At 30.3% G+C, this 14796-nt stretch carries 11 protein-coding genes; 7 read left to right on the top strand and 4 right to left on the bottom strand.

Annotated features, from left to right (window positions below; translation table 11 throughout):
• The first annotated feature begins 12 nt into the window (after positions 1-12).
• From nuoI to nuoN, 6 genes are all read left to right on the top strand, one after another.
• Positions 13-558 (top strand): NADH-quinone oxidoreductase subunit NuoI, encoded by a 546-nt coding sequence (nuoI, locus tag Bsans602_RS02525; protein WP_500836959.1) that lies wholly within the window; start codon positions 13-15, stop codon positions 556-558.
• Between the two features lie 37 nt (positions 559-595).
• A complete protein-coding gene (nuoJ, locus tag Bsans602_RS02520) occupies positions 596-1135 on the top strand; it encodes an NADH-quinone oxidoreductase subunit J (RefSeq protein ID WP_500836958.1) in 540 nt (179 codons plus the stop codon).
• A 5-nt stretch (positions 1136-1140) separates the two neighbouring features.
• Positions 1141-1443, top strand: coding sequence for an NADH-quinone oxidoreductase subunit NuoK (gene nuoK, locus Bsans602_RS02515; protein WP_500836957.1), 303 nt, complete (start codon positions 1141-1143; stop codon positions 1441-1443).
• Positions 1440-3332, top strand: coding sequence for an NADH-quinone oxidoreductase subunit L (gene nuoL, locus Bsans602_RS02510; RefSeq protein ID WP_500836956.1), 1893 nt, complete (start codon positions 1440-1442; stop codon positions 3330-3332). Before nuoK ends, nuoL begins: the two co-directional genes overlap by 4 nt.
• A 79-nt stretch (positions 3333-3411) precedes the next feature.
• The gene (gene nuoM / locus Bsans602_RS02505) at positions 3412-4956 is read left to right on the top strand and encodes an NADH-quinone oxidoreductase subunit M (RefSeq protein WP_500836955.1); all 1545 of its coding nucleotides are present in this window, start codon (positions 3412-3414) and stop codon (positions 4954-4956) included.
• 33 nt (positions 4957-4989) lie between these two features.
• Positions 4990-6486: an NADH-quinone oxidoreductase subunit NuoN gene (gene nuoN / locus Bsans602_RS02500; RefSeq protein WP_500836954.1), complete on the top strand. Its 1497-nt coding sequence runs from the start codon at positions 4990-4992 to the stop codon at positions 6484-6486.
• Positions 6487-6569: 83 nt separating this feature from the next.
• Here nuoN and yfaE read toward each other — a convergent pair whose 3' ends face one another.
• From yfaE to ubiG, 4 genes are all read right to left on the bottom strand, one after another.
• Positions 6570-6860 (bottom strand): class I ribonucleotide reductase maintenance protein YfaE, encoded by a 291-nt coding sequence (gene yfaE, locus Bsans602_RS02495; RefSeq protein ID WP_500836953.1) that lies wholly within the window; start codon positions 6858-6860, stop codon positions 6570-6572.
• On the bottom strand, positions 6835-7965 hold the full coding sequence (gene nrdB / locus Bsans602_RS02490) for a class Ia ribonucleoside-diphosphate reductase subunit beta (protein WP_500836952.1): 1131 nt from the start codon (positions 7963-7965) through the stop codon (positions 6835-6837). The genes yfaE and nrdB overlap by 26 nt, the downstream gene beginning before the upstream one ends.
• Before the next feature lie 69 nt (positions 7966-8034).
• The gene (gene nrdA, locus Bsans602_RS02485) at positions 8035-10317 is read right to left on the bottom strand and encodes a class 1a ribonucleoside-diphosphate reductase subunit alpha (protein ID WP_500836951.1); all 2283 of its coding nucleotides are present in this window, start codon (positions 10315-10317) and stop codon (positions 8035-8037) included.
• 451 nt (positions 10318-10768) lie between these two features.
• Positions 10769-11503, bottom strand: a complete 735-nt coding sequence (gene ubiG / locus Bsans602_RS02480) for a bifunctional 2-polyprenyl-6-hydroxyphenol methylase/3-demethylubiquinol 3-O-methyltransferase UbiG (protein ID WP_500836950.1) — start codon at positions 11501-11503, stop codon at positions 10769-10771.
• A gap of 247 nt (positions 11504-11750) precedes the next feature.
• On the opposite strand from ubiG, the gene gyrA reads away from it, so the two are divergent.
• Positions 11751-14306, top strand: coding sequence for a DNA gyrase subunit A (gene gyrA / locus Bsans602_RS02475; protein ID WP_500836949.1), 2556 nt, complete (start codon positions 11751-11753; stop codon positions 14304-14306).
• The last annotated feature ends 490 nt before the right edge of the window (positions 14307-14796 follow it).

The following is a 14796-nucleotide window of genomic DNA, read 5'->3' as shown; positions in this document are numbered from 1 at the left end:
AGGTTAAATATAATGAAGTTGAGAAAGATTTTTATAGATATCGGTTCTATATTGCGCAGTATTTGGATGATAGGAATGCAGGCATTCAGTACACGTGAGACTCAGATGTATCCTGATGTTCCGTGTATTCCATCACATAGATATCGTGGTCGTATTGTATTGACTCGAGATGCTTCAGGCCAAGAACGGTGTGTAGCTTGTAATTTATGCGCTGTGGCATGTCCAGTAGGATGTATTTCTTTAAAAAAGGGAGAATCTGTAGATAATGGACGATGGTATCCAGAATTTTTTAGGATAAATTTTTCTAGATGTATTTTTTGTGGTATGTGTGAAGAGGCATGTCCAACTGCAGCTATTCAGTTAACTTCAGATTTTGAAATGAGTGATTTTAAAAGGCATGATTTAGTGTATGAAAAATCTGATTTATTAATATCAGGTCCTGGTAAATATCCAGAATATGATTTTTATCGATTCTCTGGTAAAGAAATATTGAATAAGAAAAAGGGAGACGCAAAAAATGAAGAACAGCCTATAAGCGTTAAAAATATATTGCCTTAACTTTAAAATTAAGAGAGGTCAATGTGAGGGATATATCATGACGGCTTTATTTTATATTTCTGGTATTGTAGCAATAATATCTACGATATGTGTGATCGTGCATTATCATCCAGTGCATGCTTTATTATATCTAATAGTTTCATTTATATCTATATCGTGTAATTTTTTTTCTTTAGGAGCTTCTTTTGCCGGTGCTGTGGAGATTATTATCTATGCAGGAGCTATCATGATTTTATTTGTATTTGTAATAATGATGCTTAATGCACCTGCTATTACATTTAGAGCGCGGAAAGGTAGATTTTTAAATCCCATATTAGGTTGTGGCGCTATATTATTAACAAGTATTTTACTTATTATTTTATTGTATGTTTCTTTTGGATTAAAAGATTGTTTTATTAACATAAATAAATCAATGATAGATTTAAAACAAATTGGTATTTTATTATTTGGACCATATCTATTAATGGTAGAGTTAGCATCATTATTATTATTAACCGCATTAATTTCTGTGTTTCATTTAGCACGAAATCATAAATTATCTGATAATTATATTGTGTCTGATCAGTTGAAAGAATAGAAAATATGATTCCTTTATCGCATGGTCTTAGTTTATCTATAATTTTATTTGTATTAGGATTAGTAGGCCTAATAATAAGACGTAATCTGTTATTTATGTTATTAGGACTAGAAATTATGATTAACGCAGCTGCTTCAGCTTTTGTAATCGTTGGATCTTATTTGGATCAATCAGATGGTCAAGTTATGTATGTGCTAGTCATCACTTTAGCCGCCTCTGAATCTGCAATTTCTTTAGCTTTATTACTTCAATTATATCGTCGTTGTTATACATTGCAAATTGATAAAATTAGTGGGATGCGTGGATGAATCTGCTTTTTTTAACTATACTGTTTCCGTTTTTAGGATTCACTATATTAGCTATTTCTCAAGGAAAATGGTCTGAAAGTATTTCTGCTATAATAGGAGTAGGCACGGTAAGTATATCGCTATTCATTACTGTATGTATGATATTTAATTTTTATTGTAATATTGGTAATGACGTGACCTTTGTGTTTATTCAGAATCTTTGGACATGGTTTTCTATTAATGCTTTATGTATTACTGTAGCGCTTAGGTTAGATGGATTATCTTTGATCATGTTATCATTAATAACTGGAGTGGGATTTATTATTCATTTATATGCTACTTGGTATATGAGGGGATATGAAGGTTATGCTCGTTTTTTTGCTTATACTAATTTGTTTATGGCTAATATGATACTTTTAGTACTATCAGATAATTTATTGTTGATGTATTTTGGATGGGAAGGTGTAGGTTTATGTAGTTATTTATTAATTGGATTTTATTATTTTAATTCTAGAAATGGAATGGCGGCATTAAAATCATTTGTTATCACTCGTTTTGGAGATATATGTCTGATATGTGCACTATTTATGATTTTTGATCAATATCAAACCTTAAGTTTTAGTAAATTGTTAGAATTAGAATTTAAACATACTGAATCGTGTTATTTTTTTAGTAATATTACATGGATATCTTTTATGTTGCTTATTGGAGCAATAGGGAAATCGGCTCAGTTACCTTTGCAAACTTGGCTCATAAGCGCTATGGTTGGCCCAACTCCGGTATCAGCATTAATTCATGCAGCCACTATGGTGACTTCTGGCGTATATTTAATAATTCGTATGAACAATTTTTTTGTGATGACTCCAAATATTTTATATTTGACTGGTATTATCGGCTCATTGACTATAGTGTTCTTTAGTTGTTCAGCATTATTACAAAGTAATATTAAAAAAATTTTAGCGTATTCTACTATTAGTCAAATAGGGTACATGTTTTTAGCTTTAGGAGGGCGTCATTGGGGAGCTGCTATGTTTCATTTAGTAACGCATGCTTTTTTTAAAGCATTATTATTTTTAGCGGCAGGTTCATTAATTTATGCTTGCAGATACGAACAAAATATTTTTAAAATGGGAGGATTATACAAATCCATACCTTTCATTTATATATGTTTCTTAATAGGTGGCGCATCTTTATCTGGAGTACCTATAATTACCGCTGGAGTGTATTCGAAAGAACTGATTATGTTAAAAACTTTGGTTAATCATGATTATTTTTTTCTGTTTTCAGGATTAATAGGAATATTTTTAACACCTATTTATACGTTTCGTATGATTTTTGTTGTGTTTCATGGCTCTAATAAAATAGAGCCGCGCATATGTAATAAAATTACTCAAAATTTTCCTTTAGTTGTATTATTGTTATTATCTACGTTTATTGGTGGATGGATAAAATTACCTTTATCAGTAGATATTGTGAGTACTAATACCAATACAGTATGTAATTATAGCCAAATATATTTTGAAATAGCATCTGGTTTTTTAGTGATTTTTGGTATTTGGTTTGCTTCAATTTTTTGGCTGGATTCTTTAGATAATAGTATTACAAGACGGATTATCAGGCCTCATTTATCTGAAATAGTGAAGCGATACATAATATTATTATGTTACTACGGATGGGGATTTGATTGGTTGTATAAATTAATATTTATAAAACCATATTTGTTTATAACAAAAAAATTATCTTGTTCTGATCCAGTTAATATAACTATAAATATTTTTATGTCATTATTATGTTGGCTTAAGAGTGGTTTGGCATTAAGTGCTAATGGAAAGTTAAATTGGTATATAGTTTCAATGAATATAGGGGCAATTATTATATTAATAATAATTTTAACACATGATCATATATAGGTTAGTTTAATCTTACTAGATGGATGTAAAGAAAATATAAACATTAGCATATATATTTAGGCGGGAAAAATAAAATAGTATGTTATTACTTATCTTAATATTTATTCCTTTTATTTTCGGATTATTATGTTGGCAATCAGAACGCATTGGGTATTGGATGCCTCGTTGGTTTGCTTTATCTGGAATGGGTGTAACATTTTTTACCACTTTGTTTTTATGGAAAAATAAGTGTAACCATGTGTTAGATGTATATTCAACAGGGTATGTATTTCCTCAATGGCAATTAGAATATATATATCCTTGGATTCCAAGATTCGGGATTAATTTTCACTTAGCGTTAGATGGATTTTCTTTATTAATGGTGACATTATCCGGATTTTTAGGATGCATGGCGGTATTATGCTCTTGGTGTGAAATTAATCGTTTTCAAGGTCTTTTTTATCTTAATTTATTATGGATTTTAGGTGGAGTCATTGGTGTTTTTTTGGCAATTGATATGTTTTTGTTCTTTTTTTTCTGGGAAATAATGCTTGTTCCGATGTATTTTTTAATATCTTTATGGGGACATAAAGAAATAAACAGGATTGAGCGTATTAATACTGCTACTAAGTTTTTAGTTTATACTCAATGTAGTGGATTGTTAATGTTGCTTTCTATTATTACTCTTGTTTCTATAAATTATAGTACGAACGGAGTATGGTCTTTTAGCTATCAAGATTTATTAAATACGATATTATCATCGCATATGGAATATTTGATTATGTTAGGGTTTTTTTTTGCTTTTGCAGTAAAAATGCCAATTGTTCCATTTCATTCATGGTTGCCGGATGTCCATAGTCAAGCGCCCACTGCTGGGTCAGTAGATTTGGCGGGTATTTTATTAAAAACAGCAGCTTATGGATTTTTTCGGTTTATTTTACCGTTATTTCCTTGTGCTTCAAAATCTTTTGCGCCAATTGCTATGTGTTTAGGTTTATTGAATATTTTTTATGGAGCTTGTATGGCATTTGTACAAACTGATGTTAAACGTTTAATTGCATACGCTAGTATATCTCATATGGGGTTTGTATTGATTGCAATTTATAGTGGTGCTCAATTATCATATCAAGGTGCTGTTATACAAATGATTTCTCATAGTTTATCGGTTGCTGGAATGTTTATACTTTGTGGTCAATTATATGAACGAATACATACTAGAGATATGCGGTTAATGGGAGGATTATGGAGTCGTGTACATTTAATTCCTGCATTTTCTTTATGTTTTTCGGCGGCAACATTAGGGTTACCAGGAACTGGAAATTTTATTGGAGAAGTAGCTATTTTATTTGGTACTTTTAAAGTAGCTCCTGCAATTACAATACTAGCTTGTTTTGGGATAATATTTTCATCACTTTATTCTCTTATTTTGATACAACGTATGTATTATGGTCCAATAGTAATTTCTACTGTCGATAGAAGTAATAAGTTATTAACTAATATGACATTACGAGAAAAGTGTATCATTATAATATTATTATCATGTGTTTTTTTACTTGGTTTGTCTCCGCAATGTATTTTAGATACTTCATGTATAACTATGCAAAGTATTTATGTTTGGTTAAAAGGATATAATTATTCAATATAATCACATTGTAATATAATAGGGCTATAATTCTTAATGATCATAACTTGGATGCAAATCATCGCGTTACTTCCTGTACTAATTATTGGAGTGACAACAGTCGTTATTCTGCTATCTATCGCATATCGTCGTAACTTATTTTTACATGCTGTATTGACAATATTTGGATTGAGTGTATCGATGATGTCACTTGGAATGGTATGGAATCAAGGCATTCAAAATATTTTTCAATCAATATGTATCGATAATTTTTCTATATTATATATAATGTTAGTGCTGGTTGCTAGCTTAGCAAGTGCTATATTGGCTTATAATTGGTTACTGAGTTATTCAAGTAATCGTGATGAATTTTATTTGTTATTGCTTATTTCTAGTATTGGAGGGATTCTATTAGCGAGTGCTAGTCATTTAGGTATATTATTTTTAGGAATAGAATTGATTTCATTACCGTTATTTGGATTAATAGGTTATTCTTTCTTTGAAAAATTTTCTTTAGAAGCGAGTATTAAATATATTATATTATCTGGGATATCTTCATCATTTATATTACTTGGTATAGCACTGATATATGCTGTAACTGGTTGTTTGTCTTTTACTAGTATTAGTCGTGTATTACATGTCATCGTATCGCATCAGTCTATACTGTTGTTAATTACAGGATTAGGTATGGTGATGGTCGGGCTTGGATTTAAATTATCATTGGTTCCATTTCATTTATGGACTCCTGACGTATATCAAGGAGCCCCTTCTGCAGTGTCATTATATTTAACAACTAGTAGCAAAATAGCTATAATATCAGTTTTGATACGATTGTTCATGATTATTCCTGATCAGTATAATAAGATATTTTGTATATTTTTATCAGGAACTGCATGTTTTTCAACGCTATTTGGAAATTTAATGGCCATTAAGCAAAATAATATTAAGCGTGTTCTAGCTTATTCGTCGATTGCACATGTAGGTTATACATTAATTGGTATAATTTCGGCATTAAAAACCAATCCAATTGCTCTAGAAGCTATTGGTATTTATCTAATAAGTTATTTACTTGCTAACATAGGAGCATTTGGTGTTATTGCTATAATGTCATTTTTTTGTACTGGTGCATATACAGAAGATGTATTGTTTACATATCGTGGTCTTTTTTGGCGTCAACCAATATTATCAGTATTATTTACAATTATAATATTATCTTTAGCAGGAATACCGATGACATTAGGTTTTGTTGGTAAATTTTATTTATTTGTGTTAGGAATAGATAGTCAACTATGGTGGCTCACTATTTTTATAGCAATGAGCAGTGTTATTAGTATAATCTATTATTTAAGAATTATAATACATTTATATCTCAATCCTAGTAGAAATTATTTCAGTATTAATTCTAATTCTGGGTCTAGTAGTTGGATGATCACTCCAAATGGAGTATTAGTAATTGTTGTATCTTTTTTTATATTATTTTTAGGATTATATCCACAACCTATAATTTACTTTATTCATTTAATACACGCAAATAGTGTAATTGTATCGTTTTAAACAACCAATATTAAATACGATTAATAAAATTTAGAAATACACTCTTTAATAAGAACATTGCTTTAAATAAGCATGCGTCAGAGTCAGGATAATTTTAATATAATATTTTCTATAGGAACGCAACAACAAGTTAGAATTTCGTTGGAACTAACATAACTTAAAGTTTCTTTATGATATCTAACTTTTCCTTTTATTAATAAGGCACGGCAACTTCCGCAATAACCCGATCGGCATTGATAGTTTAGCAGTGGTATACGGTGTATTTCCAACGCTTCTAATAGAGAACGATATCTTTTATTATTATGATGAAATTGTATGTTTAGATATTTTTCTGAAAAAATGAATATTTTACAGTTGAAAATCATTAAATTCATCATCCTTAATATTAGAATCTATTTGGCCTACTAGATAAGAACTAGCTTCCACTTCTTGGGGCGCTACTTGGACATTGTCCGATGACAACCAAGAATTAATCCAGGGTATTACGTTAGATTTAGTGTTAAAGGGTATTTTCAGTCCGATTGCTTGCATACGCATATTGGTAATGTATTCAATATATTGACACAGTATATCTTTGTTCAATCCTATCATAGAACCATCTTTGAACAAATATTTAGCCCAATTTTTTTCTTGTTCTGCAGCCATTAAGAATAGCGCATAACTTTCTTCTTGACATTCTGCGCTGATATCAGCCATCTCCGGGTCATCTAGTCTAGAGCGCATTAAATTGAGCATATGTTGGGTAGAGTTTAAATGTAAAGCTTCATCGCGGGCTATAAATCGTATGATTTTTGCATTACCTTCCATAAGTTTTCGTTCAGCAAATGCAAAAGAGCAAGCAAAACTTACATAAAAACGAATGGCTTCTAACACGTTAACGCTAATCAAACACAAGTATAACTTTTTTTTGAGTTCATGTAAATTTATTGTGATAGTTTTATTATTAATACGATGGATTCCAGCCCCTAAAATATGATAATAACTGGTTAATTCAATTAAATTATCATAGTACACTGCAATATCCTTAGCACGTTTTAAAATTTCTTTGTTACTGATAATATCATCAAATATTAAAGATGGACGATTGACAATATTGCGAATAATATGAGTATAAGAACGGGAGTGGATAGTTTCAAAAAATGACCAAGTTTCTACCCAAGTTTCTAGTTCTGGTATTGAAATTAATGGTAATAAAGCTATATTGGGACTGCGTCCTTGAATAGAATCTAATAATGTTTGATATTTCAAATTGCTAATAAAAATGTGTTTTTCGTGCTCTGGTAACGATTGAAAGTCTATTCTATCTTTAGAAATATCTATTTCTTCTGGACGCCAAAAGAAAGAAAGTTGTTTTTCGATTAGTTTTTCAAAAATGGAATGTTTTTGCTGGTCAAATCGAGCAATATTCACCGGTTGTCCTAAAAACATTGGCTCAAGTAGTTGATTGTTTTTATTTTGAGAGAAAATTGTATAAGTCATTTTTGTTCCTATTTTAAATCAAAACATGAATATATGATTGAGATACTGTAGATAATAGTAACTGTATTTTTAAATTACGCAAGCATCACTGGCACATATATTAGACTGATTATGTGAGATTAGTTTGTGCGTATCTTGAGCGCCATCACGAGTATTATGATAGTATAATGTTTTAATACCAAGTCTATATGCATATAATAGATCTGAAAGTAATTGTTTCATGGGAATTTTGGATTCCGGGAAACGAGATGGATCGTAATTAGTATTAGTTGAAATGGATTGATCAATAAATTTTTGCATAATTCCTACTAATTGAAGATATCCTCGATTATTTGGTATTTGCCATAATAATTCATAAGCAGATTCTAGCCTAATAAACTCAGGCACTACTTGTCGTAAAATTCCATCTTTTGAAGTTTTTATGCTAATGTAACCTCTAGGAGGTTCTATTCCATTAGTAGCATTGGAAATTTGCGACGAAGTTTCTGATGGCATTAATGCAGATAACGTAGAATTTCGTAATCCATATTGTTTGATCTTAATGCGTAAATCTTCCCAATTATAATGTAATGGTTCATTGATAAAAAAATTCAGGTCTTTTTTATATGTATCAATAGGCAGTATGCCTTTTGCATATGAAGTATCATTAAACCACTCGCAAGATCCTTTTTCTTTGGCTAAATTATTAGAGGCTTTTAATAAATAATATTGAATAGCTTCGAAAGTACGATGCGTGAGTTTATTAGCACTCCCATCTGAATAACGTACTCCATGTTTAGCTAGATAATAAGCGTAGTTAATTACTCCAATTCCTAAAGAACGTCTTCTTATAGCACTACGTTGTGCAGCAGGAATAGGGTAATCTTGATAATCTAATAGAGCATCGAGAGCACGTACTATCAGAGTAGATAATTCAGATAAATCATCAAGATTTTCAATATTACCAAGATTGAAAGCAGATAATGTACATAAAGCGATTTCACCATTATAGTCATTAATATTATTTAAAGGTTTTGTTGGCAATGTTATTTCCAAACATAAATTAGATTGACGAATTGGTGTAGTGGTACTGTTGAAGGGACTATGAGTATTACAGTGATCTGTATGTTGAATATAGATTCTTCCAGTAGAAGCTCTTTCTTGCATCATTAAAGAAAACAGCTCTATTGCTTTGATTTTTTGGTGTCTAATATTGGGGTTATTTTCATATGTATTGTATAAGCGCTCAAATTCATTTTGATTAGTAAAAAAAGCTTCATATAATCCGGGGACATCGGATGGACTAAATAGTGTAATATATTTTCCTTGAATAAGACGTTGATACATTAATTTATTGATTTGTACGGCATAGTCTAAATGACGTATTCGATTGGAATCGATCCCACGATTATTTTTTAAAACGAGTAAATTTTCTATTTCTAAATGCCAAATAGGATAAAATAATGTAGCGGCTCCTCCACGTACACCTCCTTGAGAACATGATTTTACTGCTGTTTGAAAATGTTTATAAAATGGAATACATCCAGTGTGAAATGCTTCTCCATTACGTATTGGACTACCTAATGCTCTAATGCGTCCAGCATTGATACCTATTCCAGCGCGTTGCGCAACGTATTTTACAATAGCGCTAGATGTTGCATTGATAGAATCAAGACTATCACCACATTCGATTAATACACAAGAGCTAAATTGGCGCGTAGGAGTACGTACTCCAGACATAATAGGTGTTGCTAAAGAAATCTTGAAAGTTGAAATTGCATCATAAAATTGTTTGATATAATTCATGCGGGTTTTTTTAGGATATTTAGAAAATAAACAAGCTGCAGTTAATATATATAAAAACTGAGCGCTTTCATAAATTTCTCCGGTTACTCGATTTTGTACTAAATATTTTCCTTCCAACTGTTTTATAGCAGCATATGAAAAATTCATGTCCCGCCAATGATCAATAAATGTATCCATTTGTTCAAATTCTTCTATATTATAATCATTTAGCAAGTGTTTATCATATTTTCCAATTTGTACCAATCGTAATACATGATTGTAAAGTTTTGGCGGTTCAAATTGCCCATATGCTTTTTTACGTAAATGAAATACTGCTAAGCGTGCTGCTAGATATTGGTAATCTGGTTCTTCTTCAGAAATCAAGTCTGCTGCTGATTTTATGATTGTTTCTTGAATGTCAGAAGTTTTTATGCCGTCATAAAATTGTATGTGAGAGCGTAATTCTACTTGCGAGACAGAAACTTTTTTTAAGCCTTTGGCAGCCCAATTAATAACTCGATGAATTTTGTCAAGATTAATAGGTTCGTGATGACCATTTCGTTTAGTAACTAGTAGAGTTTGATTCATATAAGTACATGCCTATTTTAAAATACTAATAGTATTAGTCACAGTAATTCGTTATGAATAAATTCTAGCTTAGATTTGTAATACAATAATGAATTAATGATGACACTATAATTTTTATGTGTAAAAAAATAATAATAATTACATAATAATATAAATGAAGAATGTTGCATTATTTCAATTTGATATAAGTATTTGAAAAATTAATTGTAATTAATTGTGTAATAAAAAACTATTATTGCATTATATTATATTACTTTTTAATTTTAAACGCATCGAAACAAATGCATTGAGTTTTAATGAATTATTAGAAATATTGTTTATTTTGAATATGACCATATGATTTGGGTTATATTTTTGAAGATTATGTTTGTTATATTAAATTATCTTTTAATCATATAAATATTTATTAGGGAATTACGTTAATATTTTTGTTTAATAGATATAGGAATATTTATTTTCGTTGAGTGTGCAAAATATAATTTGTATCAATGTTGTGTATTAAGGTGCATTTATTTGTGAAGGGATTATAATATAAGCCAGTAATGTTTTGTTCTTCTAGCATGGTAGAGTCGATCCATTCCAATAACTCGGACGGAGTAATAAATTTGTTAAAATTGTGAGTACCCTTTGGAATAAGGCGTAAGCAATATTCAGCTCCTATTATAATCAATAGCCATGATTTAAAAGTACGATTTAATGTAGAAAAAAATACTGATCCATTTATTTTAATCATGGTGGAGCAGGCATAAACAATTGATACAGGATCTGGTACATGTTCTAAAACTTCCATACAAGTTATTACATCATAGTAATTAATATGATTGAGAGCATGATCTTCTATTGTTTCTTGTGTGTAGTGAATATTTAGGTCTTGGTTTAAGGCATGTAATTTTGCTGCTTCTAAAGCAGAAGTACTTATGTCTAATCCAATAACTTTTGCTCCTGCTTTTGCCATACTTTCTGACAAAATACCTCCACCACATCCAACATCTAATATTTTTTTTCCAAATAGTCCATTACTGTGTTCGATAATGTAATTAAAACGTGTCAAATTGATATGATGTAGTGGTTTAAATATATTGCGAGGACCCCACCATTTAGATATGGATACGTTAAATTTATTAATTTCTTTTTTATTTATATTTTTTTGATTTTTTGTAAGTTTGTCGACAATTATGTCTTTCATGTTAAGATTTTCCTGAAACAATAAATGTGAAATTTTATATATTTAATTTAGGAACATAAACAATTTACAAAACTGTTAGTTTATTAAAATATAGTTATAAATTATATGATATGTATACAATAATGAGTGCATTTATTTTTTGTTGAATAATTTTATATTGCTAAATAGTCTATATTATAGATTATAGATAATTTAAGTTAGTTTCTAGTATACATATAATTAAAGAATAAATAGAGGATATAAATGCATGAATAATTTTGCCAAAGAAATTACACAGATTGATATAGAAGAAGAATTAACGCGTTCTTATTTAGATTATGCTATGTCGGTAATTGTTGGACGTGCATTACCGGATGTGCGAGATGGATTAAAACCTGTACATCGGCGTGTATTATTCGCTATGCAGGTACTAGGTAACTATTGGAATAAGGGTTATAAAAAATCAGCTAGAGTAGTAGGTGATGTTATTGGAAAATATCATCCCCATGGAGATGTTGCAGTATATGAGACTATTGTACGTATGGCGCAACCTTTTTTAATGCGTTACGCTTTGGTAGATGGACAGGGTAATTTTGGATCGGTAGATGGAGATCCAGCAGCAGCTATGCGTTATACTGAAGTACGTATGTCTAAAATAGCAAATGAATTGTTATTAGATTTAGAAAAGGAAACTGTAGATTATGAATTTAATTATGATGGTACTGAAAAGATTCCGGGGGTGCTACCTGCTAGAATTCCTAATCTTTTAATTAATGGTTCTGCTGGGATTGCCGTGGGGATGGCGACAAATATTCCTCCGCATAATCTTTCTGAAGTAATTAACGGATGTCTAGCGTTTATAGACAACGAGGAGATTACTACTGAGGGATTAATGCAATATATCCCTGGGCCAGATTTTCCTACTGCTGCTATTATTAATGATTGCAGTGGTCTTCAAGAGGCATATAGTACTGGACGAGGGAAAATTTGTATTCGTGCCAGAGCTGAAATTGAAACTGATGTGAAGAGCGGTCGGGAATCTATTGTAATATATGAAATTCCCTATCAAGTTAATAAGGCTCGATTGTTGGAAAAAATTTCTGAACTAGCAAAAATAAAACGCATTGAAGGAATATATAATTTACGTGATGAATCTGATAAAGATGGTATGCGAATAGTTATTGAAATCAAACATGATGCGATTAGTGAGATTATTTTAAATAATTTGTATTCTTTAACTCCATTACAAACTTCATTTTGCATTAATATGGTAGCTTTACATCAAGGCCAACCAAAGATTATGTCATTAAAAGATGTTTTATCTGCTTTTGTGTGCCATCGTCGTTCAATAGTAGCCCGTCGCGTTATGTTTGAATTAAAAAAGGCTCGTAACCGTATTCATATTATAGAGGGCTTAGCCATTGCATTATTTAATATTGATTCGATTATTGAGCTTGTTCGTAAATCTGATAGTTCTACAAAAGCTAGTTCTGTTTTAATGTCGTCATCCTGGGATCTGGGTAACATTCTTGATATGAGGCAAACAGGTTTTATTAATTCTGCTGAATTTAATCAATTAGAAGTAAGTAATGTTATTCGTAATAATCAATATTATCTTACTAAAGATCAGGCTCAAGCTATTTTAGATTTAAAATTACATAAACTTACTACTTTAGAACATGAAAAATTATTAAAAGAGTACAGTAGTTTGTTAGAAAAGATAAAAAATTTGATTTCTATTTTGAGGGATCCGAAATGTCTTATGGCAGTAATTCGACAAGAGTTACTGACCATAAAAGAAGAATATAATGATCCTCGTCGTACTGAAATTAGTAGTAATATTGAAAATATTAATATTGAAAATTTAATTAATCAAAAGGATGTAGTAGTGACTTTGTCATATCAAGGTTATGTAAAATATCAACCATTGACAGATTATGAAGCACAAAAACGAGGAGGGAAAGGAAAGTTAGCAACACGAATTAAAGAAGAAGACTTTATTACTCGATTATTAGTAGCTAATACTCATGATACAATTTTGTTATTTTCTAATCATGGGCGTATATACTGGATGAAGGTTTATCGATTGCCAGAAGCTAGTCGTGGATCGCGAGGTAAACCAATTATTAATTTGTTACCATTGGATACAAATGAGCGAATTACTGCTATTTTGCCTATTCAGAATTATACAAAAGGATATCAAGTGTTTATGGCAACTAGTAGTGGAGTGGTTAAAAAAACATCACTTATTGAATTTAGTCGACCACGTAATGTTGGTATTATTGCGTTGAATCTTAATGATGGTGATGAATTGATTGGCGCTGATATAACTGATGGTAGTAATGAAGTAATGTTATTTACTGCTTATGGAAAAGTGGTACGGTTTAAAGAAACACAAGTACGTAGTGTGGGACGTTCAGCAATTGGGGTAAAAGGTATTCATTTATTGCAAGGTGATCGTGTAGTATCTTTAATTATACCAAAAGATAAGAGTTCTATTCTTACTGTTACTCAAAATGGTTTTGGAAAACGTACTAATCAATCAGAATATCCAATTAAGTCACGTGCTACTCAAGGTGTTATTTCTATTAAAGTTACGGAGCGAAATGGTGATGTAGTTGGCGCTATACAAGTAAATCAAGTTGATCAGATAGTGATGATTACTGATTTAGGTAGATTGGTTCGTACTCGTGTTTCTGAAGTTAATATTATTAGACGTAATACTCAAGGAGTTATGTTAATTCGTATTGCTCCTGATGAGCGTGTAGTTGGATTACAGCGTGTTGTGGAGTCTGTAGAAAGTGAAAATGGGTTTGTTTGTTGATTCAGAGTTTCAATATACAATTTGATTGTGATATTAATTATTAACTTTCTTAATTAGGAAGTATATTAAATAGTCTTGAAAGATTTTATTTCTTTGAAATTAATGTTATATTATCCATTGCGTAATTGCGTGGTGTTTGGCATTTTTTATTAAGAAATGATATGTATTGAATACTTTATAAAAATTAAAATTTAGATAACTACTTTATAATCGATAAAATAATTAATTGATAGTGTGGTGGTTTAAATTGAGATAAGGATGATAAATATATAAATTTAAATTATGAGAAAATCATTTGTTATTCATGTTGAATATAATGATTAGACGTAATATCATACTTAATAATAGAAATGGATTAGATGGGTGGTTTACAATCACTGGGGGAACTGGTTATTTATTGGATAACAAATTATGTTTATAGAGGTTAGGTTACTTTGGGGGGGTTGGTTGTATTTTACAAAAGATTTAGATTTTAATATATATATTGTTA

The organism is Candidatus Blochmannia sansabeanus (nom. nud.), assembly GCF_059935345.1.
This window is presented reverse-complemented; position numbering and strand designations above follow the sequence as displayed.

Bases quoted from the DNA above. Each gene is read 5' to 3' on its own strand.
- nuoN (WP_500836954.1), top strand. From the start codon at position 4,990: ATGATCATAACTTGGATGCAAATCATCGCGTTACTTCCTGTACTAATT.
- nuoK (WP_500836957.1), top strand. From the start codon at position 1,141: ATGATTCCTTTATCGCATGGTCTTAGTTTATCTATAATTTTATTTGTA.
- nuoJ (WP_500836958.1), top strand. From the start codon at position 596: ATGACGGCTTTATTTTATATTTCTGGTATTGTAGCAATAATATCTACG.
- nrdA (WP_500836951.1), bottom strand. From the start codon at position 10,317: ATGAATCAAACTCTACTAGTTACTAAACGAAATGGTCATCACGAACCT.
- nuoM (WP_500836955.1), top strand. From the start codon at position 3,412: ATGTTATTACTTATCTTAATATTTATTCCTTTTATTTTCGGATTATTA.
- gyrA (WP_500836949.1), top strand. From the start codon at position 11,751: ATGAATAATTTTGCCAAAGAAATTACACAGATTGATATAGAAGAAGAA.
- yfaE (WP_500836953.1), bottom strand. From the start codon at position 6,860: ATGAATTTAATGATTTTCAACTGTAAAATATTCATTTTTTCAGAAAAA.
- nrdB (WP_500836952.1), bottom strand. From the start codon at position 7,965: ATGACTTATACAATTTTCTCTCAAAATAAAAACAATCAACTACTTGAG.
- nuoL (WP_500836956.1), top strand. From the start codon at position 1,440: ATGAATCTGCTTTTTTTAACTATACTGTTTCCGTTTTTAGGATTCACT.
- nuoI (WP_500836959.1), top strand. From the start codon at position 13: ATGAAGTTGAGAAAGATTTTTATAGATATCGGTTCTATATTGCGCAGT.
- ubiG (WP_500836950.1), bottom strand. From the start codon at position 11,503: ATGAAAGACATAATTGTCGACAAACTTACAAAAAATCAAAAAAATATA.